This is a genomic window from Streptomyces sp. NPDC015139 (assembly GCF_043079785.1).
Classification (GTDB): Bacteria; Actinomycetota; Actinomycetes; order Streptomycetales; family Streptomycetaceae; genus Streptomyces; species Streptomyces albidocamelliae.
Map to the genome: position 1 here is coordinate 167,374 of NZ_JBIBUW010000001.1, position 24,340 is coordinate 191,713.

A 24,340-nucleotide genomic window follows, 5' to 3' on the forward strand; every position below is an offset into this window, starting at 1 on the left:
CTGCCCTCCGCGGTACCGGGGGTGATCGTCAGCCGGTGAACCCGGCCGTGATCGAGGTGAACTGCCAGGTGCTCTGGCTGATGCCGGAGCAGTTCTCGGCGACACCGCCGCCCGGGCAGGGCCGGTCGCGGTTGACGGACCAGAAGGCGAGCCGGGCGATGTGGTGCGAGTTCGCCCAGTCGCGGATCTGGGTCCAGATCGCCGGCGTGGTCGTCTCCTGCTGGTCGGACAGGCCGTTCATGCCCGAGATGCCGATGTGGGCGTAGGCGGTCGCGTCGTCCCAGCCGAAGGTGGACTTCAGCTTGTTCTTCAGCCCCTCCGTCGCGTTCACGGTGCTGCCGTACATGTCCGAGCCGCCGCCGAAGTCGAACGGCATGATGGTGAACACGTCGATGTTCGCGCCGAGCGACTGGGCCTGCTCGATGAGCCGGTTGCCGTAGTAGGTCGGGCCCGTGGTGGACGTGCCGAAGGTGACGATGGTCCGCAGGCCGGGGTTGTTGGCCTTGACCGTCTTGAGCGCGGTCAGGATCCTCGCCTGCACGGCCTCGTTCTCGAACTCGTCGGTGTTCTCGATGTCCATGTCCACGGCCTTCAGACCGTAGGCGTCGATCACCTTCTGCAGGGCACCGGCGAGTGCGCTCGCGGACGAGCAGTTGGCGCCGAGCTTGCTGCCCTGCCAGCCGCCGAACGACGGGACGATGTCACCGCCCGCGGACCGGATCTGGTTGATCGCCGTCTGGTCCACGCCGCCGGTCAGTGCCCGGCTGCCGTCCCAGGCCGGCGTGCAGCCGCCGGAGTCCAGGACGAACGCCATCGTGAACCACTTGGCCCCGGTCGCGTTCATCACCGTGGTCGGGCTCGGTGGATCGCCCCAGCCCTCGTACAGGTAGGGCGCGGCCTGCTTGAAGCCGGTGCCGCCGCCACCGCCCGCGTCGGTCGTCACGGCGACCGCGTTGGAGGCGGGCGAGGTGTTGCCGGCCGCGTCCCGCGCCTTCACGGTGAAGGTGTACGACGTGCTGGGCGACAGTCCGCTGACGGTGGCCGACGTGCCGGACACGCTCAGGAGCCGGTTGGCGCCGCTGTAGATGTCGTACGCCGTCACCCCCACGTCGTCCGTGGCGGCGTTCCACTTCAGCGACACGCTCGACGAGGTCTTGCCGGTGGAGGCGAGCCCGCTCGGCGCGGTCGGCGCCTGGGTGTCACCGCCGCCCCCGCCGCCGGGACCGTCCAGGCCGATGTCGTCGGCGTAGTAGGTGCCCTGGGCGTACCAGCCGTGCACGTAGACGGTGGCGCTGGTCTGCGAGGCGCCCGTGGTGAAGGAGACGCTGAGCTGGCTGTACGCGGAAGGGGAGGAGGTCCAGGTGGAGGCGCCGCCGTTCACGCCGAGGTACACGTAGCTGCCACGGACCCAGCCGGTGAGCTTGTACGTGGTGTTCGGCTGGACCGCGACGGTCTGGCTGCACTGCGCGTTGTCGCTCGAAGTCACCGCGCCCTGCAGGGCCTTGGAACCGCCGTGCACGGGGGAGGAGACGACCGAGCCGAGGTTGCCGGAACAGGTCCAGGGGGACAGACCGCCCGACTCGAAGCCGGGGTTGGTGAGGACGTTGGCCGCATGGGCCGTACCGGGAAGGGCGACGGCCCCGCCGAGCGCGAGGGCCGCGGAGCCGAGGACGGCGAGGAGCCGGCGTCTGGAACGCCCGAGAAGATGACGCACGCGATCTCCCTGTGGGGATGGGGGTGTCGGGGAGTGCGGGAGGTGCGGAACAGGTGCGCCAATGAATTTGGTATGGACCAATCCCGCTGTCAAGGAGAAGAGCGGGATTGGTCCATACCGGTGGACCGACGAGAACCGGTCAGAGGGGCAGCGCCTGCGCCGCCGAGGCCGGCTGCGCGGGAGCGGGTACGGCCGGCAGCAGGATCTCCGCCGGTCCCGTCCGCTGCCGCGGGAGCGTCACGGGTGCCAGCGGGCGCGGTCCGGACACCACCGTGTAGTCCTGCCCGAAGAACGGCGGTTCCACGGTCCCCGGATCCTCGCCCAGCGCCAACTGCACGGCTGCCCAGGGCGCGTTGATCCCGCAGAGTGCCAGCTGGTGCAGGCCGCCGGCGGGCCGGGTGTTGACGTCGAGCAGCACCGGGTGGTCGCCGAACATGCGGAACTGGATGTTGGACAGGTGGTGCAGACCGAAGCCGCCCGCGATCAGCCGGGCCGGTGCCAGCCACCGCTCGTCCAGCGTGAAGCCCCGGCGGCGGCCGTTCTTGGTACGGCCCACCGCGAGCCGCACCACGTTGTCCGGGCCGGTCAGGCAGTCGACGGACACCTCCGGCTGCTCCAGGCGCGGCATCACCAGCCAGTCCACCGGTTCCCCGGCCAGCGCCAGCGCCTCGACGACCAGGTCCAGCTGCACGTGCGGGCCGGGGAAGCCGGCGAGGTTCGCCAGCGAGAAGGGGGCCCGGGTGATCACCCGGAAGCCGACCCCGCCCGCGCCGGCCGCCGGCTTGAAGCACGCCGTGTGTCCGGCCGACTCCAACTCCTCGACGGCGGCGCGCAGTTCGTCCGCCGTCCGGACCCGCCGCCAGGGCGGCACCGGGACCCCCACCGAACGGACGGCCTCGTAAGCGGTCGCCTTGTCCTCGAACACGGCCACGGCCTCGGGCGTCGGCGCCAGCAGCGCCGTTCCCACCGCCGCGAAATCGGCCCGGTGCCGCACGATCGCGGACTGGTGCAGACGGGGCACGAACACGTCGATGCCGCGCCGGGCGCACTGGTCGAGGGCGTACTCCACGTAGCCCGCCGGGGACAGGCCCTCCGGCTCCAGGTCGGCGGTGTCGGCGGCGGCCAGCACGGGGGAGTCCGGGTCCCCGTGCGTGGCGTGGATCTCCACCGCGCGGTCGCTGGGATTCCTCCGCAGCTGATCCATGAAGAACACGTTCTCCGCGTACGTGCGGTTGAGCCATACGCGTACGCGAGAGACCATGCAGGGCCGCCTTTCGGGGGTGTGCGGGCAGGGCTCGGCGACCCGTGCCCGGGCAGAAGGAAGGAAGGGACACCGAACGGCCCTGTGCGAAGGGGAGTGAGGGGCGCCGGTGTTGGGGCGATCATACGGCTTTCAAGAGCCCCCGCGTGCAACGCGGATGTTACGGATTCCCGGGCGCCGTCCCCAGGGCTCGCGCCCGCCGGCGGCGGCCCCGGCGGCGGTCGTCGGCCCACCCGCCGACGGCCGCGTGGCCGGCCCGATCCGGCCGCCCCGAGCCGGTCCGCGGTCGTACGCCGAGGCGGTCCGCGGTCGTACGCCGAGCCGTGCCGGACGCCCGTGGGCGGTCCGGCGCCTCTTGTCCGCCGTCCCCGAATGTGTTCTGGTGGTGACGGCGGGACGGTGATCGGGAGGGGGCGCGCGGTGGAGTCGACGACCGGGGCCGGACAGCTGCTCGCCATCAGCGACCTGCACGTCGGGTACCCCGACAACCGCGCCCTCGTCGAGCGGATGCGGCCGGACGGCGAGGACGACTGGCTGATCGTGGCCGGAGACGTCGCCGAGACCGTCGCCGACATCCGCTGGGCCCTCGCCACCCTCGCGGACCGCTTCCGCAAGGTGATCTGGACGCCGGGCAACCACGAGCTGTGGACGCACCCGCGCGACCCGGTCCGGCTGCGCGGCCAGGCCCGCTACGAGCACCTGGTCGGACTCTGCCAGGAACTGGGCGTGCTCACGCCCGAGGACCCCTACCCGGTGTGGGAGGGCCCCGGCGGCCCGGTGGCCGTGGCCCCGCTGTTCCTGCTGTACGACTACTCGTTCCTGCCGGCCGGCAGCGCCACCAAGGCCGAGGGCCTGGCCCACGCCCGGAGCACGGGCATCGTCTGCAACGACGAGCAGCTGCTGCATCCCGACCCGTACCCGACCCGGGAGGACTGGTGCCGGGCCCGGGTCGCCGAGACGGAGCGCAGGCTCGCCGCGCTGCCCGCGGACCTGCCGACCGTGCTCGCCAACCACTACCCGCTGGACCGGCACCCCACCGAGGTCCTGTGGTACCCCGAATTCGCCATGTGGTGCGGCACCGGGCTGACCGCGGACTGGCACCGCCGGTTCCGAGTCGCCACGATGGTGTACGGCCATCTGCACATCCCCCGCACCACCTGGCTCGACGGAGTCCGCTTCGAAGAGGTCTCCGTCGGATACCCCCGCGAATGGCGCAAGCGTCCCGGGCCCCCGGGACGGCTGCGCCGCATCCTGCCCCTGGAGGACACCGGTGATCGAGGAGCTGCTCCCGGAGTCGGTCGTGGCCGTGGAGGCACACGGTGACGACCCGCTGTGGGACGCCCCGCTCCACCCGGAGGAGGAGCCGCTCGTCGCGCGCGCGGTGGCCAAGCGCCGCCGTGAGTTCGCCGCCGTGCGCGGCTGCGCCCGGCGCGCCATGGAGAAGCTCGGCGTGGCCGCGCACCCCGTCGTCAACGGAGACCGGGGCGTCCCGCTCTGGCCGGCCGGCCTGACCGGCAGCATGACCCACTGCGACGGCTACTGCGCCGCCGCCCTGGTCCGCGTCCGCGACCTGGCCTCCCTCGGCATCGACGCCGAACCGCACGGGCCGCTCCCGGAGGGCGTCGGGCCGTCCGTCCTGCTGCCCGTCGAGGCGGAGCGGGTCGCGCTGCTCGCCGCCCAGCGGCCCGCCGTGCACTGGGACCGGATCGTGTTCAGCGCCAAGGAGTCCGTCTACAAGGCCTGGTACCCCCTCACCCGCAAGTGGCTGGACTTCTCCGAGGCCGACATCACCCTCAGCCCGGACCCCGGAGGCAGGACGGCCGGTACGCTGCACGCCGAACTCCTCGTCCCCGGCCCCCTGGTCGGCGGCCACCGGCTCCAGTCCTTCGACGGCCGCTGGCTCGTACACGGCGGAGTGGTCGCGACGGCCGTCACCGTGCCGCACGCCTGACGGCCCGCCGGGACGGCCGCGCGACCGCCGTCGTCGCTCCGGTTCGCGTGACGGCGGCGGATCGGCGGGGCCGTTCGTCAGGCGGGTGGGCACCACTCGCGCAGCAGATGGAAGAACTGCTCCTCGTTCCCCGCGAGTCCGGCCCGGGCGAGTGCCGCTTCCGCCTCGGCGAGCACGGCGGGCGGGACGACGGCGGGCCGGTCGCCGTCCGGCGGCCCGTCGAAGGCGGCGCGCACCGTATGCAGCAGCCGCAGGTAGGCCTGTACGGCGGTACGCTCACGGTCGGTCAGTACGGCGGTGGGCATCGGTCGGCTCTCCCCGAGTAGGCGTCACGGTCGCGCGCCCTGCGGCGCCGTGCGCCGAGTCGGACGGCGCACGCGTCCAGCTTGCCGTCCACCACTGACAACGCCGTCCGGCTCCGCGCCGGTTCGCCCGCTCAGCGGACCGGAAACACACCCGAATCCCCTGGAAGGAGCCCTGACGCCGCTCTTACGACTCGGGCCGTTTGACGCTCTCCAGGAGCATGTCGAGCCACTCCGCGACCTTGTCCCGGTGCTGGTCGGTGGGCAACTGCGCGGCCCGCCAGGCGATTCCGCGCACCCCGTGGTCCTGCAGCAGCCGCTCCAGCGGATCCTCGGCGGCCTCCGCCGCGGCCCGCTCACGGTCGGCCAGCTTCTGCAACAGCTCCTGCTCGGTGCGCTGGAGCGCGCCCGCCAGCGCCTCCGGGTCCTCCGCCGTGAGGAATCCGGCGTGCACCCGGAAGAAACGCTGCAGCGCGTCGCAGTGCTCCATGGTGGGCCGCCGGTCGCCGTTGATGAGGGCGCCGGCCTGCTGCCGGGACATGCCCGCGCCGTCGGCGATCTCCTGCTGGGTGTACTTGCGGCCGTTGGGCTTCAGCCGGGTGCGGCGCAGCAGGTCCAGGCGCTGCAGGAAACGTGCCTGGACGTCGGGCTCACCCGCGGGCCGTCCGCTGAGCAGCGCCTTGACCACCGGCTCGGGCACCCCGCAGGCGGTGGAGAGCCGCGCGACGTCGAAGACCTCGGCGTGCGGCACGCCGAGCCGCTCGGCGAGCGTGGTGACGCGGGCGACGACGGCCGGCAGCTGGGCGGTCGCCGCGGCGCCCGGATCCTCGTAGCCATCCGTCACCGACAGAACTCCTACGTCTCTCGAGGGTTTCAGACGCGTGCGTGCATCTCGCAAGCGGTCGCCGTGAACTTCCCGGAGAGTAGCGGGTGCGTCGAACTCACAGCCAGGTCTCGCCACAACTGTGGCGAATTTCAGCCGTCAACCGGCATGGAATGCCACGATAGTTGACATCACTTGTCGCTGGGCACCAGGATCGCATCGCCGCGTGAAGGCCGCAGAGGCAAGAGGGGTGACCTCCCGATGGCACATCAGGCAGGAGGGCAGCGGCCGGCACCGCGGCCCGTCCCCGAGACCGACGAGACCTGGGCGTACGTCCAGGACTACGCCATGCTGCTGGAGTCGCTGCCCTTTCCTTCCCTGGTCGTCGACCACCGCTGGGACGTGGTCATGGCCAACGGCGCCTTCGAGACGCTCTTCCGGGGCGTGCGCCCTCATCCGACGGCCATGCCCGGCGATAACTTCCTGCGCTTCGTCCTGTTCCACCCCGACGCGGGCGAGATCCTGGGCGAGCACGAGCCCGGCTGGTGCCTGCCGATGCTGGCCCATCTGCGCACCGCGCTGGAGACGTACGGCCACGACCACGAACTCCAGTGCATCCGCCGGGACATCGCCCAGGACCCGCTCATGGAGGCCGCCTACCGGCAGGGCCTGCCGCACTGGATCCGGGCCGTCGGTGAGGCCGCGACCCGTCTGGACGGGGCCGTCCGGCTGCTGCTCCACCCCGACCCGCGCCGGGGTCCGACCGAGTGCCGGATCGTCGAGGAGACCCCGGGAACCCTGCGGGACCTCGGCCACCGGCGCCTGACGATGGTCCTGCGCGATCCGCGCCGCCCGGCCCCGCCGGTACGCCGCCCGCACGGCGCGGCCGCCCACCTCACGGTCGTTCCGCCGCCCGAGGACTGACCCGGCACCGCCGGCGTTCAGGTCGCCGGCGGCGCCGGGTCGAAGACTCCGCGTTGCGTCTTCCGCGCTCTCGTTACGCAAGTAGCTTGCGTATTTTGCGTTAGGCTTGCGTCCATGACGCGACGACTTGCGGAAGTGGCGAAGAAGGTCGGGGTCAGCGAGGCCACGGTCAGCCGGGTGCTCAACGGCAAGCCCGGGGTCTCCGAGCCCACCCGGCAGGCGGTGCTCACCGCCCTCGACGTCCTGGGGTACGAACGCCCCACCCAGCTGCGCGGTGAACGCGCCCGGCTCGTCGGCCTGGTCCTGCCGGAGCTGCAGAACCCGATCTTCCCCGCGTTCGCCGAGGTCATCGGCGGCGCGCTGGCCCAGCTGGGCCTCACCCCGGTGCTGTGCACCCAGACCAAGGGCGGCGTCTCCGAGGCGGACTACGTGGAGCTGCTGCTCCAGCAGCAGGTCTCCGGCGTCGTCTTCGCCGGCGGTCTGTACGCGCAGGCCGACGCACCGCACGACCACTACCGGCTGCTCGCCGAGCGGAACATCCCCGTCGTGCTGGTCAACGCGTCCATCGAGGACCTCGGCTTCCCCAGTGTGTCCTGCGACGACGCCGTCGCCGTCGAGCAGGCCTGGCGGCACCTCGCCTCCCTCGGCCACGAGCGCATCGGCCTGGTCCTCGGCCCGAACGACCACGTGCCCTCGGCCCGCAAACTCGCCGCGGCGCGGTCGTTCGCCGGTGATCTGCCGGAGGACTCCGTCGCGCGGGCCATCTTCTCCATCGAGGGCGGGCACGCCGCCGCCTCCCGGCTCATCGACCGCGGTGTCACCGGCCTGATCTGCGCCAGCGACCCGCTCGCGCTCGGCGCCGTCCGGGCGGCCCGCCGCAAGGGGTACGACGTCCCGGGCCGGATCTCCGTCGTCGGCTACGACGACTCCGCCTTCATGAACTGCACCGAACCCCCGCTCACCACCGTCCGCCAGCCCATCGAGGCCATGGGGCGCGCGGCCGTCGAGCTGCTGAACGCGCAGATCGGCGGCACCGCCGTGCCCGCCGAGGAGCTGCTGTTCGAACCCGAGCTCGTGGTGCGCGGATCCACCGGACAGGCACCGCGCGACTGAGATCCCCGACTCGACGGAGTGTTCCATCTGGCTGTCAAATAATTACAGATTCTGCGCCACATCTTGCGAACAGATGTCGGCGGTGCTTGAGTGTGCGGCGCCCACCGCTCCTGCCATGAGGGGTCCACCGATGAGAAGCACCGGGTTCCGCCGCACCGTCGCCGTGATCGGCGTCTGTTCCTCCCTCGCGCTCACCGCGACCGCCTGCGGGTCCGGCGACGACGACGCGGCGAACGGCAAGACACGCATCACCGTCAACTGCGAGCCGCCGAAGAGCGCCGAGGTCGACCGGAAGTTCTTCGACGACGACGTCGCGGCCTTCGAGAAGAAGAACCCGGACATCGACGTCGTGGCGCACGACGCCTTCCCCTGCCAGGACCCGAAGACCTTCGACGCCAAGCTCGCCGGCGGCCAGATGGAGGACGTCTTCTACACGTACTTCACCGACGCGCGGCACGTCGTCGACATCGGCCAGGCCGCCGACCTCACCCCGTACCTCAAGGAACTCAAGAGCTACGAGACCGTCCAGAAGCAGCTCCGGGACATCTACACCGTCGACGGGAAGGTCTACGGCGTCCCGCGCACCGGCTACTCCATGGGCCTGATCTACAACCGCAAGCTCTTCGAGAAGGCCGGTCTCGACCCCGACAAGGCCCCCGCCACCTGGGACGAGGTGCGCGCCGACGCCAGGAGGATCGCCGCCCTCGGAGGCGGCACCGTCGGATACGCCGACTACAGCGCCCAGAACCAGGGCGGCTGGCACTTCACCGCCGAGCTGTACTCACAGGGCGGGGACGTGGTCGACGCGGACGGCAAGAAGGCCACCGTCGACACCCCCGAAGGCCACGCCGTCCTGCGGAACCTCCACGACATGCGGTGGACCGACGACTCGATGGGCAGCAAGCAGCTCCTCGTCATCAACGACGTCCAGCAGCTGATGGGCTCGGGCAAGCTCGGCATGTACCTTTCCGCCCCGGACAACATCCCGATCCTCGTCAAGGAGAAGGGCGGCGACTACCAGGACCTCGCCCTCGCCCCCATGCCCGGCGGCAAGGGCACCCTCGTCGGCGGCGACGGCTACATGTTCAACAGGAAGGACACCCCGGCCCAGATCCGCGCCGGCCTGAAGTGGCTCGACCACATGTTCCTCACCCCCGGCGCCGGCTTCCTCGGCGACTACGCCCGCGCCAAGAAGAACGACGCACCCGTCGGCCTGCCCGAGCCCCGGCTGTTCACCGGCGCCGCCGACGCCAAGGACCAGCAGGTCAAGAAGGCCAACGCCAACGTCCCGGTCGAGAACTACCAGTCCTTCCTCGACGGCAACCAGCGGCTCCGGATGAAGATCGAGCCCCCGGACGCCCAGCGGATCTACACGGTCCTCGACGGTGTCGTCTCCGCCGTCCTCACCAAGAAGGACGCGGACATCGACCAGCTCCTCGAGGAGGCGTCCGGCAAGATCGACAGCATCCTGGCCCGGAGCTGACCGGCATGACGAAGACGGCCGAGCGGCGGCCCCCGGCACCGGCCGCCGCCCACCCGGACCCTGTGCCGCCTCCGGCAGGGGACCGGAGGCGGCACCGCCTGATCGACCAGGCCCGTGCCTACGCGTTCCTCCTCGGCGGACTGCTCTGCTTCGCCCTGTTCTCCTGGTACCCCGCGATCCGCGCGGTCGTGATCGCCTTCCAGAAGTACACCCCGGGCTCGTCGCCCGCATGGGTCGGCACCGCCAACTTCACCCGCGTCCTGCACGACCCCGAGTTCTCCGCGGCCTGGCGCAACACCCTCACCTTCACCCTGCTGGCCCTGCTCGTCGGCTTCGCCGTCCCCTTCCTGCTCGCCCTCGTCCTCAACGAACTGCGGCACGCCAAGGCGTTCTTCCGGGTCGTCGTCTACCTGCCGGTGATGATCCCGCCCGTGGTCAGCGCCCTGCTGTGGAAGTGGTTCTACGACCCCGGGACCGGCCTCGCCAACGAGACGCTGCGCATGCTGCACCTGCCCACCTCGAACTGGTCCAACGGCACCGACACCGCGCTGCTCTCCCTGGTGATCGTGGCCACCTGGGCCAACATGGGCGGCACCGTCCTCATCTACCTGGCGGCCCTGCAGTCCATCCCCGGCGAGCTGTACGAGGCCGCCGAACTGGACGGCGCCAACCTGCTCCAGCGCGTCCGGCACGTCACGGTCCCGCAGACCCGGTTCGTGATCCTCATGCTGATGCTCCTGCAGATCGTCGCCACCATGCAGGTGTTCACCGAACCGTTCGTCATCACCGGCGGCGGACCGGAGAACGCCACCGTCACCGTCCTCTACCTCATCTACAAGTACGCCTTCCTCTACAACGACTTCGGCGGCGCCTGCGCCCTCAGCGTGCTGCTCCTGCTCCTGCTGGGCGCCTTCTCCGCCGTCTACCTGCGGCTCACCCGCTCCGAGGGGGACGCATGAGCGGCACCCGCACCCTGATCTCACCGGCCACTCTCGCCCGCCCGCGCGGAAAGGCCGCCTACTGGACGGTGTTCACCACCGTCGTGCTCCTCTTCGCGCTCGCCTTCCTCTTCCCGGTGTACTGGATGGTGACCGCAGCGCTGAAGTCCCCCGACGAGGTGGCCCGCACCCCGCCCACCCTGCTGCCCGAACACTGGAACGGCAGCGGCTACACCGACGCCTGGGACCTGATGGAGCTTCCACGTCACCTGGAGAACACCCTCGTCCAGGCCGCCGGCGCCTGGGCCTTCCAGCTGGTGTTCTGCACGGCCGCCGCCTACGCCCTGTCCAAGCTGAGGCCGGCCTTCGGCAAGGTGATCCTCGGCGGCATCCTCGCCACCCTGATGGTGCCGGCCCAGGCACTCGTCGTACCCAAGTACCTCACGGTCGCCGACCTGCCGCTGCTGCACACCAGCCTGCTCAACGACCCCCTCGCCATCTGGCTGCCGGCCGTCGCCAACGCCTTCAACCTGTACCTGCTCAAGCGGTTCTTCGACCAGCTCCCGCGGGACGTGCTGGAGGCCGCCGAGATGGACGGTGCCGGCAAGCTGCGCACCCTGTGGTCGGTCGTGCTGCCCATGTCCCGCCCGGTGCTCGGCGTGGTGTCCATCTTCGCCCTGGTCGCCGTCTGGCAGGACTTCCTGTGGCCGCTGATGGTCTTCTCCGACACCGACAAGCAGCCGATCAGCGTGGCGCTCGTGCAGCTGTCGCAGAACATCCAGCTCACCGTGCTCATCGCCGCGATGGTGATCGCCAGCATCCCGATGGTGGCCCTGTTCCTCGTCTTCCAGCGGCACATCATCGCCGGGATCAGCGCGGGCAGCACCAAGGGCTGACACCGACGCCCCGTCTACCGAAAGGCACGCTCCGTGGGACAGCCCACCCATGCCCCAAACGACCCTGACTGGTGGCGCTCGGCCGTCATCTACCAGGTGTACGTCCGCAGCTTCGCCGACGGCGACGGCGACGGCACCGGCGACCTCGCGGGCGTCCGCACCCGGCTGCCGTACCTCGCCGAACTCGGCGTGGACGCCCTCTGGTTCAACCCCTGGTACCTGTCACCGATGAAGGACGGCGGCTACGACGTCGCCGACTACCGGGCCGTCGACCCGGCGTTCGGCACCCTCGCCGAGGCGGAGAAACTCATCGCCGAGGCAGGCGAGCTGGGCATCCGGACCATCGTCGACATCGTGCCCAACCACGTCTCCGACCGGCACCCCTGGTTCCGGGCCGCCCTCGCCGCCGGACCCGGCAGCCCGGAGCGCGAGCTGTTCCACTTCCGCCCCGGACGCGGGCCGGACGGCGAACTCCCGCCCAACGACTGGCCGTCGCAGTTCGCCGGCTCCACCGAACCGGTGTGGACCCGCCTCCCCGACGGCGACTGGTACCTGCACCTGTTCACCCCCGAGCAGCCCGACCTCAACTGGGCGCACCCGGCCGTACGCCAGGAGCACGAGGACATCCTGCGGTTCTGGTTCGAACGGGGCGTCGCAGGCGTTCGCATCGACTCGGCGGCCCTCCTCGCCAAGGACCCGGACCTGCCCGACCTCGCCGCGCACCCCGAGCCGCACCCGTTCGTCGACCGCGACGAACTCCACGACGTCTACCGCTCCTGGCGGCGCGTGGCCGACGAGTACGGCGGTGTGTTCGTCGGCGAGGTCTGGCTCCCCGACACCGAACGCTTCGCCCGCTACCTGCGCCCCGACGAACTCCACACCGCCTTCAACTTCTCCTTCCTGTCCTGCCCCTGGGAGGCCGGCCGGCTGCGGGCCTCGATCGAGGCCACACTCGCCGAGCACGCCCCCGTCGGCGCTCCGGCGACCTGGGTGCTGTGCAACCACGACGTCACCCGCACCGTCACCCGCTACGGCCGCGAGGACACCGCCTTCGACTTCGCCACCAAGGCGTTCGGCACGCCCACGGACCTGGCGCTCGGCACCCGCCGGGCACGCGCCGCCGCCCTGCTGTCCCTGGCCCTGCCCGGCTCGGTCTACCTCTACCAGGGCGAGGAACTGGGCCTGCCGGAGGCCGAGATCCCCGGCGACCGCGTCCAGGACCCGATGTACTTCCGCTCGGGAGGCACCGACCCCGGCCGCGACGGCTGCCGGGTACCGCTGCCGTGGGCCGCCGGCCTGCCGTACGCGGGCTTCGGCTCACGGGACGAGCCGTGGCTGCCGCAGCCGGCGGACTGGCCGTCGTACGCCGTCGACCGGCAGCGGGACGATCCGCACAGCGTGCTCACCCTGTACCGCGAGGCCGTCGCCGCCCGCCCGGTGTTCGGCGACGGTCCCCTGACCTGGCTGCCCGCCCCCGACGGCGTCCTCGCCTTCTCCCGCGCGGACGGCGCGATCTGCGTGGTGAACCTCGCCAACACGCCCGCCGTTCTCCCCGCGCACTCCCGACTCCTGCTGAGCAGCGGCCCGCTGGACGACACCGGCCGGCTGCCACAGGACACGGCGGCCTGGCTGCTGGCCTGAGCCGCCCGCGCACAGCTGTCCCACGCACCCCCACCACGAAGGGATCAGCACATGCACAGCAGCACCGCCGCACACCTCCGGCGCATGCCGGCCATCGGGGCGGTCGTCGCCCTCGCCGCAGGCATGCTCGTCGCCGCCGCCCCGGCCGCGCACGCCGCCTCGGGTGCCACCCTTCCCTTCACCTCCGTGGAGGCCGAGGCGGCGACGACCACCGGCACGAAGATCGGCCCCGACTACACCCAGGGCACCCTCGCCTCGGAAGCCTCCGGCCGGCAGGCCGTCCGGTTGTCCTCGGGGCAGCGGGTGGAGTTCACCGTGCCGCGCGCGGCCAACGCGGTGAACCTCGCCTACAGCGTCCCGGACGGCCAGTCCGGCTCGCTGACCGTGTACGTCAACGGTACGAAGATCGCCCAGTCCCTCCCGGTGACCTCCAAGTACTCGTACGTCGACACCGGCTGGATCGCCGGCGCCAAGACCCATCACTTCTTCGACAACGCCCGTCTCCTGCTCGGCCGGGACGTCCAGGCCGGCGACAAGGTCGCCGTCGAGTCCACGGGCACCCAGGTCACCGTCGACGTGGCCGACTTCGAGCAGGTCGCCGCGGCCGCCTCGCAGCCCGCCGGCTCGGTGTCGGTCGTCGCCAAGGGCGCCGACCCCAGCGGCAACGGCGACTCGACCCAGGCCTTCCGGGACGCCATCGCCGCCGCCCAGGGCGGCACGGTCTGGATACCGCCCGGCGACTACCGCGTCACGTCCTCCCTGAACGGCGTGCAGAACGTGACCCTCCAGGGCGCCGGCAGCTGGTACTCGGTCGTGCACACCTCCCGCTTCATCGACCAGACCAGCTCCTCAGGGAACGTCCACATCAAGGACTTCGCGGTCATCGGCGAGGTCACCGAGCGCGTCGACTCCAGCCCCGACAACTTCGTCAACGGCTCCCTCGGCCCGAACTCGTCCGTCTCCGGCATGTGGCTCCAGCACCTGAAGGTCGGGCTGTGGCTGACCGGCAACAACGACAACCTGGTGGTGGAGAACAGCCGCATCCTCGACACCACCGCCTACGGCCTCAACCTCAACGGCACCGCCAAGGGTGTCCGCGTCCGCAACAACTTCCTGCGCAACCAGGGCGACGACTCCCTCGCCATGTGGTCCCTGTACGCCCCGGACACGAACTCCAGCTTCGAGAACAACACGATCTCGCAGCCCAACCTCGCCAACGGCATCGCCATATACGGCGGCACCGACATCTCCGTGAAGAACAACCTGATCTCCGACACCAACGCCCTCGGCAGCGGCATCGCCATCTCCAACCAGAAGTTCCTCGACCCCTTCAGCCCGCTGTCCGGCACCATCACCGTCGACGGCAACACCCTGGTGCGCACCGGCGCGATGAACCCCAACTGGAACCACCCGATGGGCGCGCTGCGCGTCGACTCGTACGACAGCGCCGTCGACGCCACCGTCGACATCACCAACACGACGATCACCGACAGCCCGTACAGCGCCTTCGAGTTCGTCTCGGGCGGCGGACGGGGGTATCCGGTGCGGAACGTCACGGTGACCGGCGCGACCGTGCGGAACACAGGGACCGTCGTGGTCCAGGCCGAGGCGCAGGGCGCGGCCACCTTCAAGAACGTCACCGCCACCCAGGTGGGCGCGGCGGGCGTCTACAACTGCCCGTACCCGGCGAACTCCGGGTCCTTCGCCCTCACCGACGGCGGCGGCAACTCCGGCTGGTCCAGCACCTGGACGGACTGCTCCACCTGGCCGCAACCGGGACAGGGCAACCCGGATCCCGACCCGGGCCGCAACCTGGCCAAGGGCCGCCCGGCCACCGCGACCGGCTCCCAGGACGTCTACACGCCGGGCAAGGCGGTCGACGGGGACGCCAACTCGTACTGGGAGTCCACCAACAACGCCTTCCCGCAGGCCTTCACGGTCGACCTCGGCTCGTCGTACGCGGTGCGCCGGCTGGTGCTGAAGCTGCCCCCGTCCGCGGCCTGGGGCGCCCGCACGCAGACGGTCACCGTGCTCGGCAGCACCGACGGTTCGGCCTACTCCACGGTGGTGGGATCCCAGGGCTACCGCTTCGACCCCGCGACCGGCAACACCGCGACCGTGTCCCTGCCGAGCGGCACGAACCTGCGGTACCTGCGCCTGAGTGTCAGTGCGAACACCGGCTGGCCGGCGGGGCAGTTCAGCGAGGTGGAGGCGTACCTGACGTCCTGACCACCTCGGCCGCCGCGTCCCGGGCTCAGGGCACCCGGGACGCGGCGGTCCGCGCCAGGGCCAGGGTCCGGGAGCGGTCCGGTGCCGCCGGGCTGCCCGCGTCGCCGAGCCAAGGCGTACTCGTCCCGGGCGATCCGCTCCCACCTTCGTCGACGCGGTGGCAGCTGCAATGCTTGCACTGATGCGAAATGCCGGTCGATGATCCGAAAGAAGCGGCCTGGCTTCCTCACGCTGTTCGCCACGGAGGATGGTCCAGGCTGCCTCAAGGCCGTAGAGGGCGGATCTGGCCGCCGCTACTCGTTGGGCGCATGGGCATTCATGCGAGACTTCGACGCTCTGCGGGACAGGGACGCGAGCAGCTGACCCGCACCGACGGCAATGTAAAGCACGACCAGGATCCCAAGTCCGAGGTCGAGCCAGTCATACGTCGTGCCCCTGGAAAGTGAGGCCCATGCACGGGCACCCGCGACGGAGCCTGCGACTACGACCAGAACCGACGCCAAGGCATGCAACCCTTTTGCAGCCCTCGGCCGCCGCTCTTTGAGCAGTTCACCACCCGCACCGAGCGCGACGAGCGCGGGGAAGGCATCGTGCGGCTCCAGGCGCCCTGTTCCGATCGCGTCCGTGGTGTTGATCAGGATGCCGAGAGAGCCGACGACCAATGCACTTTGAGATATACGGCGGCTCATCAACCCTCGCTTGCGGTCAGACTTCGTCCTCTGCGGGACGCAGAGCAGGGAGCGTAGCCCGACCACGGCGCATGGGGTTCCGCAGGGCACGGCCCGGTCCACGAGCCCGGTTGTCGGGCCCAGCCAGCCCGACTGCCGTGCTCGTCCTGCCCTGATCGCCGTCTCCGCCGCCTTCAACCGTGATGGAATGCTCCACCGCAGGCAGCCGCTGGAGGCGACTGCGGGGCTGACCGGGATGGTGGTACGACTCCGGGCCGGTACGAAGTAGCGGGCCGACCAACCGGCCATCGCTCCTAGGGCGACTCCCATGGCTTCCCGCCTCAGCCACCACGCACGACCCTGCAACGGCAAGACGCACGCAGCCGTGTCGGCCCGTGACGAGCACACGGCGCAGCTGGAAGAGGAAGTCGGCCGGCCACCTTCGACCGGCCGTCTCTTCCGACGCCACCATCGATCAAGCCATCGGCGTCCTGCTCTGCCTTCACCGGCTCGGTCCGAGACTGGCTTCGCCGTGCTGAGCACGGCGTCATATGCTCCCCGTAGCCTGTGCCGGCATGACAGTGCATCCACACATGGCCGCCCTCGAGAGACTGATGCCGCCCGAGCACGGCCAGGACGAGGAGATCGACTGGGGCGCCGTGGAGAGTGTCTGGGGCACCCGCTTTCCGGCTGACTACATGGCGTTCATGGCCCGCTACGGCACCGGTTCGATCAACGGCGATGCCGGAGTGTTCTCCCCTTTGCCCTTCCAGGGCCGCCGCTGGGTCGACGACTCGATGAAGGAGGAGACGGCCAACGCCCGTCACATCTGGAAGATGGAAGGTGGCCGTGAGGCGCTCGATGTCCACCCCGAACACCTCCTGGCCTGGGGTGTCACGGCGGGCGCGGACATTCTGTGCTGGCTGACCACGGGCAACGATCCCGATCGGTGGCCGGTGGTGGTGTGCGGCCGCCACACCCGCTCGCGCTTTACCGCCTACCCCTTCGGTATGGCGGAGTTCCTGTGCCGCCTTTTCGAGGACCGGTTCGAGGACTTCGCCGATGGTTGCCCGGTGAGCTCGATCTTCTGGGAGAAGGGCACCCCGAACAGCTTCGTACACTCGAAGGAAGCGGAGCGCCGCTGGCTCGCTGGGCTGGATCCGGACACCGGCGAGCCGGACCCGTACGCGGACATGTTCCCCAGGAACAGGGCCACCGGCGATCGGGAGATCGATAAGGAACGCAAGTGAAATCCGGGGCCTTTGGTGTTCTCGGCGCGCCTGTTCCCGAAACGCTTCAGCAGGCTTCAGTAGGACGAGGAGTCGGGGTCCACGACGACGTCGTACGACGGCGTGGTCATGGAGTGCAGCGCGGTGTCGAGTTTCTCCGTGCGCAGGATGTACGTGCCCGGCGCCAGATCCCCGATCTGCTGGTACCGGCCGGTGAAGTCGGGCTCCGTCCCGGTCCAGTACCCGGACCCCAGGCTGTGCTTGAGGACCCACCCGTTGGGCTGGACGATGGCCGGGTACACCGGGCCGCTCGCGTCCTGCGTGAGGACGAAGGACGCCCCGGCGTGCGCGTTCGAGCCGGGCGAACCGGACAGGGTGAACGAGAAGTAGCGGACGTTGAACGGCGAGCCCGGGGTCAGCGGAGCGCAGCCCCGGGCGGTCACCGGGCCGTCCAGCGAACCGAGTTGCAGCGGGTCGGTGAACGTCCCGCTGCCGGCCAGAGCGGCGCAGTCCACGCTGCCGTCCCCGGCAGGCTCGGTGTCGTCCTCGGTGGTGTCCTCCCCGTCGTCGCTGTCGAGGGGGTCGGAGCTGGGGGTGTCCTCGGCGGACGTCTCCTCGACGGGCTCCTCGGTGGTGAGCGCCGGCTCCGGGGAGGACTCGGTGGCCTCCGGCGTCGGCGAGGCGGTGTCGGACGCCGACGACGTGGACGCGTCCACGGACGGGGACCGCCCGGCACCCGACTCGTGCTGCGAGGAGCCGCCACAGCCGCTCGCCAGCAGTATCGCCCCGAGCGTCAGCGCACACCTGCGGATCATGGTCTTCCTCCCCCTCCCGCACCGGCACGAAAAGGGGCCGGCGGGTGTCATGTGCGCGGGATATTACCGCCGTTCATCCCTTCGATCCCCCCATATGAGGACTTCTCCGAACCGGTGCGCGTCCGTGCGGAAGCATGGGCACCGGCCCCTGGGCACGCGTCCGCCCGGAACCGGGAGGGCCGGCTCCGGGCGGGCGCTCGCTCAGCAGGTGGGCACGTCCGTCAGCCAGGCCGGGCCCTTGAGGTAGATGTTGGTGATCCACGATCCGTCGGTCAGCTTGGACCAGGCGTCGTTGGTGTAGCCCTCCGCCGTGACCTGCTGCGCGTGCGCCTGGCAGACGACGTTGACCGTCGTCGGCTGCGCGAAGTAGTCCACCACGGCCGCGTTCACGTTCGGCTGGCTGTGCGTGCGCACCCCGGTGCCCCACGTCTGGTGGGCCTTGCTGCCCCCGCTCGGCGGCGCGGGGCTGTCACCACCGCAGTCCGGGACGCCCGGCAGCCACGCCGGGCCCTTGACGTAGATGTTGGTCAGCCAGGAACCGTCGGTCAGCTTGGACCAGGCGTCGTTGGTGTAGCCGTCCGCCGTGACCGTCTCGGCGTGCTCCTGGCACTGCACCGACACCTGCGTGGGGCCGGCGAAGGTGTCCACCACGGCGCTCCGCACGCTCGGCGTGGAGTGGGTGCGCACCCCGGTTCCCCAGGTCTCGAAGACCGTACCGCCGTCCGCGGGCGGGGGAGTGGGCGCGCCGGTGGGGTTGATGCGGACGGCGCCCGCGTAGTCGCCGCCGGTGCGCGCCGGGGTGACCCGGATGTGCGTGCCGGACTCGTACGCCTCGACCATCTGCCCGGCGCCCAGGTACATGGCGACGTGGTGGATGTGCCCGCTGCCCCAGAACATCAGGTCGCCGGGGACCAGCGGGCCCGTGCCCTGACCGGCGGAGAAGCGGGCCGCGGCCTTGGAGGTGTGGAACTGGTCGTTCGCCGTGCCGTTGAGCAGGTCCTTGCCGGTGGCCCGGTAGTAGGCGTACCGCATCAGGCCGGAGCAGTCGAAGCCCAGGCGCTCGTCGTCGTGCATGCTGTCCGGGTCGGATCCGTCGTAGTAGCCGTACGTCGGGCCCGGTGTGGCCCCGTGGCCGCCGCCCCAGCTGTACCAGACGCCGATCTGGGAGCAGGCCGCGTTCACGGCGGCCTCGGCGGTGGCCGAGGCGCCGGAGGCCAGGACACCGCAACTCGCTTGCGCCGAGGAGGTGGTGGCGTGCGTGTGGTGCGGGGCGGAGGCCGCTCTCGCGGCCGTCGGGATACAGGCGGCCAGGGCCGCCGCCAGGGCGGTGGCGAAGGCCCGGCCGAGGAACCGGCGGGCGGTCGAGGTGGTCAAGGAGCACATCCTTCGGTCGTCGACGGTCCGTCACCGGCGAGGCCCGTGACGGCGGTGGGGGGTGTGTGCGCCGCGACGGCGGCTGCCGTCGTGGTGCCGTGCCGGTGCCGCGCCCCACCCCCGTCGGGGCGTGGCACCGGGGTCTGTGCGGTGAGCGCGGCCCGCATCTTGGCCAGCGCCCGCATCCGGTTGCGCTGCACGGTGCCGCGGTGGGCGCCGAGCCGTTCACCGGCCGAGTCGTGGCTCAGGCCCTCCAGGTCGACGAGGATCACCGCGGCCGCCTCCTTCGGGGAGAGCATGCCGAGCAGGGCCAGGGCCGTGGCGTTCGCCTCGTAGCGGCCGAGTCCGCCGTCCCAGCCGGTCTCCGGCAGCCGGTCCGTGGCCCGCTCCCGGCGTGAGGGGTGCTGCCAGGAGTCGCGCAGCAGGTTGAGCGCGACGGTACAGGTGTAGGCGTACGGGTGGCGCTGCTCCCCGAGACCCTGGGCGTGGGCGCGGCGGGAGAGCCGCAGGTACGTCTCCTGCACCAGGTCGTCGGCGTCGTGCGGATTGCCGGTGAGTGCCATCAGCCGTCTGCGCAGCCTGGGCATGTCGGCGGTGAAGGAGGCGTCGAACTCGCGCGGTCCGACGCCGGCCCGCTCACGCGTCGCCGGCGCGCAGGTGCCGCCAGTGGTGTCCATGGATGTTCCCCCGTCGGTCGATCGTGCTGCGGTGCGCGCCTGCCGCCGTGCCGTACCGGTCCGCCTCGTCGCGGTACGGCACGGGAGGCCGGCGCCTCGTGGAGTCCGCCGGTCCGCAGGTCACGCGGCCCGGAGAGGCGGTGCCGCCGGGCCGTAACGGGCGGCCGGGGCGCGGCGCATGAGCGCCCAGTACCGGTCGCCGTACGACCAGTGCCACCATTCGGTGGGGTAGTTGACGAACCCGGCCGCGGTCAGCACCCGGGCCATCAGCTCGCGGTGCGCGCGGGCCTCGGCGCCGATACCGGGCGCCGCGGTGCGGCAGGCGCCTCCGCTCTCCTCCGGGGTCGCGTTCACCTCCGTGCCCAGGGGCAGTTCGGTGCCGTCGGCGGTGCACAGCGTCAGGTCCACCGCGCCGCCGCTGACGTGCGGGGCGACCTCCGGCGGGGAGATGTACGCGCTGGCCAGTTCGCGGATGAGGGCCGGCCCGGCGTCCGGGTGGCTCCGGCGCAGCGTCTCCGCGTAACTGTCGAAGTAGCGCAGTTGCAGGTCCGGCGGCCGGTACCCCTCCACCACCAGGAGGCGGACGCCGGCCGGCAGCAGATCCTGCGCCAGCACCAGGCGCCGCAGCGCCCCGGACCTGAGGTGGGCGTAGGCACCCGTGTCGTCGGCCTGCCGCCGGTCGAGCAGCAGCTCGGACGTGTCGCGCAGGTCCACCAGGGGTTCACCGCACTCGCGCTCGGTGACCTCGGCGACCCGCGGGTCGGAGAGCGGGATGATGTCCGTCACGGCGAACAGCCTGCCGGGGGTCTCTGCAACCGCTCTGCAGGTTCTCTGCAAGCGGCCGAGCAGGGGTTCTGCAGCGCTCGTTCCGGCCTCCGGTCAGCCGGCGTCCGCCTCCCGTTCGCGTGCCTCCCGGCAGCCCAGCGAGCGGAACACCGCCAGCGCCTCGGCGCGGGCCGCCCGGGCCGCCGGCCCGTCGCCGTCCGCGGCCCACACCGCCGCCAGGTCCCACCGGGTCCGCGCCCGCCACAGCGGCAGCCGCACCTCCTCCCAGATGGCGCACGCCCGCTCCAGGGGATCCCGGGCGCCGCCGGTGTCACCGGCGGCCAGCCGCGCCTCGCCCAGCGTGCGCAGCACCAGCGCCTCCCCGAACCGGTCCTGCCGTTCCCGGGCGACCGTCAGACAGCGGTCCAGCCGTTCGACCGCCCGCCCGGTACGGCCGGTGCGCAGTTCGACCTTGGCCAGCGACTGCTCGGTGTACATGACGCCGAACGTGTCGTGCAGCTCCGTGAAGAGCCGCAGCGCGTCCCCCAGCACCCGCTCCGCCTGTGCGTGTTCGCCCTCGGCACGGTGGCAGAGGGCGAGGGAGCGCAGGGTCAGGCCCTCGCCGTGCCGGTCGGCGGCCGCCCGGTACAGCTCCAGGGCCTCCGTCAGCGCCCGCCGGGCCTCGGCGTCCTCGCCCAGCTCCCGGTGCACGTACCCGATGCCGTACAGCACCCGGGCGCGGGCGCCGAGGTCGTCCCCCGCCCCGTAGCACTCGAGGGCGGCCCGCAGCAGGGTCGACGCCGCTTCGTAGCGCGCCTGCTCCCGCCGCGCGGTGCCCATACCGGCCAGGGCCACCGCCTTCCCCCGCCGTACGCCGCCGTGTTCCTCGAACAGCCGCAGCGCGTCCGCGAAGTAGGTGTACGAGGTGTCGAAGTCGTCCTGTTCGTAGTGCAGTTGGCCAAGACCGGCGAGCAGCCAGGCCTCGCCCTCGGTGTCCCCGCCGCGGCGCACCGCCGCCATGGCCGCCGTGTGCGAGCGGGACCAGGCGTCGAACTGGTTGTAGAGGGCGGCCGATCCGGCCATCAGTGCCCCGGCCAGGTCCCGGGCGGCCCGGGGCAGATGGTGGTCGGCGCAGTGCACGGCGGCGGCCAGCAGCCCGGCCTGCTCGGCGGCGAACCAGGCCGCCGGCCGCCGCAGCAGCGACGCCTCCGTCTCCGCGTCGAGAGCGCGTACGGCGGCCGGTTCCGGGAAGTGCCGGGCGGCGCCGCCGGGCCCGCGCGCCGCCGCCTTGCGGGCCAGGTCCAGCCAGCAGGCCACCAGTCGCAGCACCGCACCGGCCCGCTCCTCGGCACCGTCCTCCGCGAGACAGCGCTCGTAGGCGTGTTCGCGGGCCAGGTCGTGGATGCGGTAGCGGGCCCGGCCCGTCTCGTCGACCCCTATGACGTCGATGAAGTGGCAGTCCACCAGCCGCTCGACGGCCTCCTCGGCCTCCTCGGTACCGATGTCCAGCAGCGGGGCGGCGATCCAGGACGCGAAGTCGGGCAGGCCCAGCAGAGCCAGCCGGCGCAGCGCCCGCTGCTCCGGCGGATCGAGGTCGGCGTACCCGAGTTCCAGGCTGGAGCGCAACTCCAGGTCACCGGCGCTGAGTTCGTTGAGCCGGCGCCGTTCGTCGCGCAGCCGTCCGGCGAGCCGGCCGGGCGCCCAGTGCGGGCGGGCCGCGAGACGCGCCCCGGCGATGCGGACCGCGAGCGGCAGCCGCCCGCACAGCGCGACGATCTCCGCGGCCCGCTCCGGCTCGGCACCCGTCCGCTCGGTACCGGCGACCCGCCGCAGCAGCTCCAGCGCGTCCTGCTCACCGGGCACGGAGAGGTCCAGATGGGCCGCCCCCTCCAGCGCCACCAGCCGCCGGCGGCTGGTCACCAGGACGGCCGAACCGGCACCGGGCGGCAGCAGCGGCCGTACGTGGGCCTCGCCCGCGGCGTTGTCGAGGATGAGCAGCACCCGCCGGTGCCCGACGTGCGTGCGGTACAGCCCGGTCAGCTCCTCCAGGCTGCCGGGCAGGGTCCCCGCGTCCGTGCCCATGGCCCGCAGCAGCCGGGCGAGCGCGTCGGCGGGCTGCAGCGGGGTGGCGTCCGCCGCCCGCAGATCTATGAACAACCGTCCGTCCGGAAAGAGTTCGGCGGTGCGGTGCCCGACGTGCACGGCGAGCGCGGTCTTGCCGGTGCCCGAGCGGCCGGAGATCACCCCGATCGGTGGAGCCGTCCGGCCGGCGCCCACGGCGCCCTCCAGCAGCCGGGTCGCCCAGGCCACCTCCGTACTCCGGCCCACGAAGTCCGCGATGTCCGGCGGAAGATGGGACGGGGCGGGCGTGAAGACGGTCACCCGGGCCGTGGCGGGGACCGTGCCCTCGCCCTCGCCGGCCGCGGGCCGGGGCACCCGGGGTGCCGGCACGGTGCCGGGCGTACGCCGGGAGGACGGCGTGCCGAGCAGGGCGGTGTCGTTGGTCAGCACCGCCTGGTGCAGGGACCTCAGTTCGGGACCGGGGTCGATACCGAGTTCGTCCCGGAGCAGCGCACGGCCGTCCCGGTAGGTGCGCAGCGCGTCGGAGACCCGGCCGGTGCGGAACAGCGCCGTCATCAGCTGGCCGCGGGACCGCTCCCGCAGCGGATGGGCGGCGACGTGCGCGAGGAGCGGGGCGATGGTCTCGTCCTCGCGGCCCAGTTCCAGCAGCAGCCCGAACGACTCCTCCTGCGCGACCAGCCGCAGTTCGGCCAGCCGGGCCGACTCGATCCGCGCGAACGACTGGCCGAGCCCTTCCAGCGCCTCCCGGCCCCGCCACAGGCCGAGGGCCTCGCCGAGCGCCTCCACCGCCTCCTGCGGCCGTCCCGTCCCGGCCGCCCCGCGGCCCGCCGCGAGGAGTTCCTCGAAGCGGCGGGCGTCCACCTGGGCGGGGGCGAGGTCGGCGAGGTAACCGGGGGGACGGGTGCGGACGACCTCGGCGGCACCGAGCCGGGCCAGCGCCCGCCGCAGCGCGGAGACATGGGTGGCGACCAGGGCGCCCGCAGTCGCCGGAGCCCGCTCGTCCCACAGGCAGTCCACGAGCCGCTCGGTGGACAGCACCTCGCCGAGGTGCACGACGAGCGCGGCGAGGACCGCCGGGGGCTTCGACCCGCCGAGGGGCGCCCGCCGTCCGCCCTCCCACACCTCGACCGGACCGAGCAGACGTACCTCGAACATCGAACCCCGATCGCCTCACCCGACCGCCCCCGCGCGGGCGGGTGACAACGATATCCGCGCACCCGCTCCGGACATGCCGGAAGCCCTGCCGACCTGGCGTGATCCGGCCCCTCGTGGAACGCGGCTCGGGATCGCTCTCGGACGCTCCGTGCCTCGTGCCGGGCCCTCGCCCGGCCCTGTGTCCCTCCTGAGGCAGTTGGCCGGATCCGGTGGGTGGGCACAGGGCCGCCCGAACGGGAGACGGCCACGCGACGCCACTCGTATGACCGGCGGCGGGAATCCGCGAGATCCGCCTGCCCG

20 protein-coding genes are annotated in these 24,340 nt (G+C 71.9%); 10 read left to right on the plus strand and 10 right to left on the minus strand.

Features of this window, described 5'->3' with window-relative positions:
* Nucleotides 1–28: 28 nt before the first annotated feature.
* Both ACF08B_RS00770 and ACF08B_RS00775 read right to left on the minus strand, forming a co-directional pair.
* On the minus strand, nt 29–1,714 hold the full coding sequence (locus ACF08B_RS00770; protein ID WP_392315383.1) for a carbohydrate binding domain-containing protein: 1,686 nt from the start codon (nt 1,712–1,714) through the stop codon (nt 29–31).
* 139 nt (nt 1,715–1,853) lie between these two features.
* The gene (locus tag ACF08B_RS00775; protein WP_392315384.1) at nt 1,854–2,975 is read right to left on the minus strand and encodes an ATP-grasp domain-containing protein; all 1,122 of its coding nucleotides are present in this window, start codon (nt 2,973–2,975) and stop codon (nt 1,854–1,856) included.
* A 420-nt stretch (nt 2,976–3,395) separates the two neighbouring features.
* On the opposite strand from ACF08B_RS00775, the gene ACF08B_RS00780 reads away from it, so the two are divergent.
* Entirely contained in the window at nt 3,396–4,298 is a 903-nt protein-coding gene (locus tag ACF08B_RS00780; protein ID WP_392315385.1) for a metallophosphoesterase family protein, read from the plus strand.
* Nucleotides 4,246–4,926 carry a 4'-phosphopantetheinyl transferase gene (locus ACF08B_RS00785; protein ID WP_392315386.1) on the plus strand — a complete coding sequence of 227 codons (681 nt, stop codon included), beginning with the start codon at nt 4,246–4,248 and terminating at the stop codon, nt 4,924–4,926. The genes ACF08B_RS00780 and ACF08B_RS00785 overlap by 53 nt, the downstream gene beginning before the upstream one ends.
* A 77-nt stretch (nt 4,927–5,003) precedes the next feature.
* Here ACF08B_RS00785 and ACF08B_RS00790 read toward each other — a convergent pair whose 3' ends face one another.
* Nucleotides 5,004–5,231, minus strand: coding sequence for a hypothetical protein (locus ACF08B_RS00790; RefSeq protein WP_093473174.1), 228 nt, complete (start codon nt 5,229–5,231; stop codon nt 5,004–5,006).
* A 184-nt stretch (nt 5,232–5,415) separates the two neighbouring features.
* The gene (locus ACF08B_RS00795) at nt 5,416–6,072 is read right to left on the minus strand and encodes a helix-turn-helix domain-containing protein (protein ID WP_392315387.1); all 657 of its coding nucleotides are present in this window, start codon (nt 6,070–6,072) and stop codon (nt 5,416–5,418) included.
* Between the two features lie 240 nt (nt 6,073–6,312).
* On the opposite strand from ACF08B_RS00795, the gene ACF08B_RS00800 reads away from it, so the two are divergent.
* The 7 genes from ACF08B_RS00800 to ACF08B_RS00830 all read left to right on the plus strand — a co-directional run bounded on the left by ACF08B_RS00800 (nt 6,313) and on the right by ACF08B_RS00830 (nt 15,275).
* Nucleotides 6,313–6,975: a hypothetical protein gene (locus ACF08B_RS00800; protein ID WP_392315388.1), complete on the plus strand. Its 663-nt coding sequence runs from the start codon at nt 6,313–6,315 to the stop codon at nt 6,973–6,975.
* Between the two features lie 114 nt (nt 6,976–7,089).
* The gene (locus ACF08B_RS00805) at nt 7,090–8,088 is read left to right on the plus strand and encodes a LacI family DNA-binding transcriptional regulator (protein ID WP_392315389.1); all 999 of its coding nucleotides are present in this window, start codon (nt 7,090–7,092) and stop codon (nt 8,086–8,088) included.
* 130 nt (nt 8,089–8,218) lie between these two features.
* Nucleotides 8,219–9,571 (plus strand): ABC transporter substrate-binding protein, encoded by a 1,353-nt coding sequence (locus ACF08B_RS00810; protein WP_392315390.1) that lies wholly within the window; start codon nt 8,219–8,221, stop codon nt 9,569–9,571.
* Nucleotides 9,572–9,576: 5 nt separating this feature from the next.
* Nucleotides 9,577–10,530: a carbohydrate ABC transporter permease gene (locus ACF08B_RS00815; protein ID WP_392315391.1), complete on the plus strand. Its 954-nt coding sequence runs from the start codon at nt 9,577–9,579 to the stop codon at nt 10,528–10,530.
* Entirely contained in the window at nt 10,527–11,405 is an 879-nt protein-coding gene (locus ACF08B_RS00820; RefSeq protein ID WP_392315392.1) for a carbohydrate ABC transporter permease, read from the plus strand. The genes ACF08B_RS00815 and ACF08B_RS00820 overlap by 4 nt, the downstream gene beginning before the upstream one ends.
* A 33-nt stretch (nt 11,406–11,438) precedes the next feature.
* Complete coding sequence (locus ACF08B_RS00825; RefSeq protein ID WP_392315393.1) at nt 11,439–13,046, plus strand: glycoside hydrolase family 13 protein; 1,608 nt, start codon at nt 11,439–11,441, stop codon at nt 13,044–13,046.
* Between the two features lie 51 nt (nt 13,047–13,097).
* Nucleotides 13,098–15,275 carry a discoidin domain-containing protein gene (locus ACF08B_RS00830; RefSeq protein WP_392315394.1) on the plus strand — a complete coding sequence of 726 codons (2,178 nt, stop codon included), beginning with the start codon at nt 13,098–13,100 and terminating at the stop codon, nt 15,273–15,275.
* Nucleotides 15,276–15,568: 293 nt separating this feature from the next.
* Here ACF08B_RS00830 and ACF08B_RS00835 read toward each other — a convergent pair whose 3' ends face one another.
* Nucleotides 15,569–15,964 carry a hypothetical protein gene (locus tag ACF08B_RS00835; protein ID WP_392315395.1) on the minus strand — a complete coding sequence of 132 codons (396 nt, stop codon included), beginning with the start codon at nt 15,962–15,964 and terminating at the stop codon, nt 15,569–15,571.
* Between the two features lie 572 nt (nt 15,965–16,536).
* Here ACF08B_RS00835 and ACF08B_RS00840 point away from each other — a divergent pair.
* On the plus strand, nt 16,537–17,193 hold the full coding sequence (locus tag ACF08B_RS00840; RefSeq protein WP_392315396.1) for an SMI1/KNR4 family protein: 657 nt from the start codon (nt 16,537–16,539) through the stop codon (nt 17,191–17,193).
* A 56-nt stretch (nt 17,194–17,249) separates the two neighbouring features.
* Here the strand turns inward: ACF08B_RS00840 and ACF08B_RS00845 are convergent, their stop codons facing one another.
* The 5 genes from ACF08B_RS00845 to ACF08B_RS00865 all read right to left on the minus strand — a co-directional run bounded on the left by ACF08B_RS00845 (nt 17,250) and on the right by ACF08B_RS00865 (nt 24,040).
* On the minus strand, nt 17,250–17,987 hold the full coding sequence (locus ACF08B_RS00845) for a hypothetical protein (RefSeq protein WP_392315397.1): 738 nt from the start codon (nt 17,985–17,987) through the stop codon (nt 17,250–17,252).
* 201 nt (nt 17,988–18,188) lie between these two features.
* Entirely contained in the window at nt 18,189–19,361 is a 1,173-nt protein-coding gene (locus ACF08B_RS00850) for a C40 family peptidase (protein ID WP_392315398.1), read from the minus strand.
* A complete protein-coding gene (locus ACF08B_RS00855; protein ID WP_392315399.1) occupies nt 19,358–20,038 on the minus strand; it encodes an RNA polymerase sigma factor in 681 nt (226 codons plus the stop codon). Before ACF08B_RS00855 ends, ACF08B_RS00850 begins: the two co-directional genes overlap by 4 nt.
* 120 nt (nt 20,039–20,158) lie before the next feature.
* Nucleotides 20,159–20,824 (minus strand): M15 family metallopeptidase, encoded by a 666-nt coding sequence (locus tag ACF08B_RS00860; RefSeq protein ID WP_392315400.1) that lies wholly within the window; start codon nt 20,822–20,824, stop codon nt 20,159–20,161.
* 93 nt (nt 20,825–20,917) lie between these two features.
* Entirely contained in the window at nt 20,918–24,040 is a 3,123-nt protein-coding gene (locus tag ACF08B_RS00865) for a BTAD domain-containing putative transcriptional regulator (RefSeq protein WP_392315401.1), read from the minus strand.
* Nucleotides 24,041–24,340: the final 300 nt, after the last annotated feature.

Coding starts and splice junctions, on each gene's coding strand:
- ACF08B_RS00840 (WP_392315396.1), top strand. CDS start 16,537: ATGGCCGCCCTCGAGAGACTGATGCCGCCCGAGCACGGCCAGGACGAG.
- ACF08B_RS00830 (WP_392315394.1), top strand. CDS start 13,098: ATGCACAGCAGCACCGCCGCACACCTCCGGCGCATGCCGGCCATCGGG.
- ACF08B_RS00800 (WP_392315388.1), top strand. CDS start 6,313: ATGGCACATCAGGCAGGAGGGCAGCGGCCGGCACCGCGGCCCGTCCCC.
- ACF08B_RS00865 (WP_392315401.1), bottom strand. CDS start 24,040: ATGTTCGAGGTACGTCTGCTCGGTCCGGTCGAGGTGTGGGAGGGCGGA.
- ACF08B_RS00820 (WP_392315392.1), top strand. CDS start 10,527: ATGAGCGGCACCCGCACCCTGATCTCACCGGCCACTCTCGCCCGCCCG.
- ACF08B_RS00835 (WP_392315395.1), bottom strand. CDS start 15,964: ATGAGCCGCCGTATATCTCAAAGTGCATTGGTCGTCGGCTCTCTCGGC.
- ACF08B_RS00790 (WP_093473174.1), bottom strand. CDS start 5,231: ATGCCCACCGCCGTACTGACCGACCGTGAGCGTACCGCCGTACAGGCC.
- ACF08B_RS00810 (WP_392315390.1), top strand. CDS start 8,219: ATGAGAAGCACCGGGTTCCGCCGCACCGTCGCCGTGATCGGCGTCTGT.
- ACF08B_RS00845 (WP_392315397.1), bottom strand. CDS start 17,987: ATGATCCGCAGGTGTGCGCTGACGCTCGGGGCGATACTGCTGGCGAGC.
- ACF08B_RS00815 (WP_392315391.1), top strand. CDS start 9,577: ATGACGAAGACGGCCGAGCGGCGGCCCCCGGCACCGGCCGCCGCCCAC.
- ACF08B_RS00805 (WP_392315389.1), top strand. CDS start 7,090: ATGACGCGACGACTTGCGGAAGTGGCGAAGAAGGTCGGGGTCAGCGAG.
- ACF08B_RS00775 (WP_392315384.1), bottom strand. CDS start 2,975: ATGGTCTCTCGCGTACGCGTATGGCTCAACCGCACGTACGCGGAGAAC.
- ACF08B_RS00855 (WP_392315399.1), bottom strand. CDS start 20,038: ATGGACACCACTGGCGGCACCTGCGCGCCGGCGACGCGTGAGCGGGCC.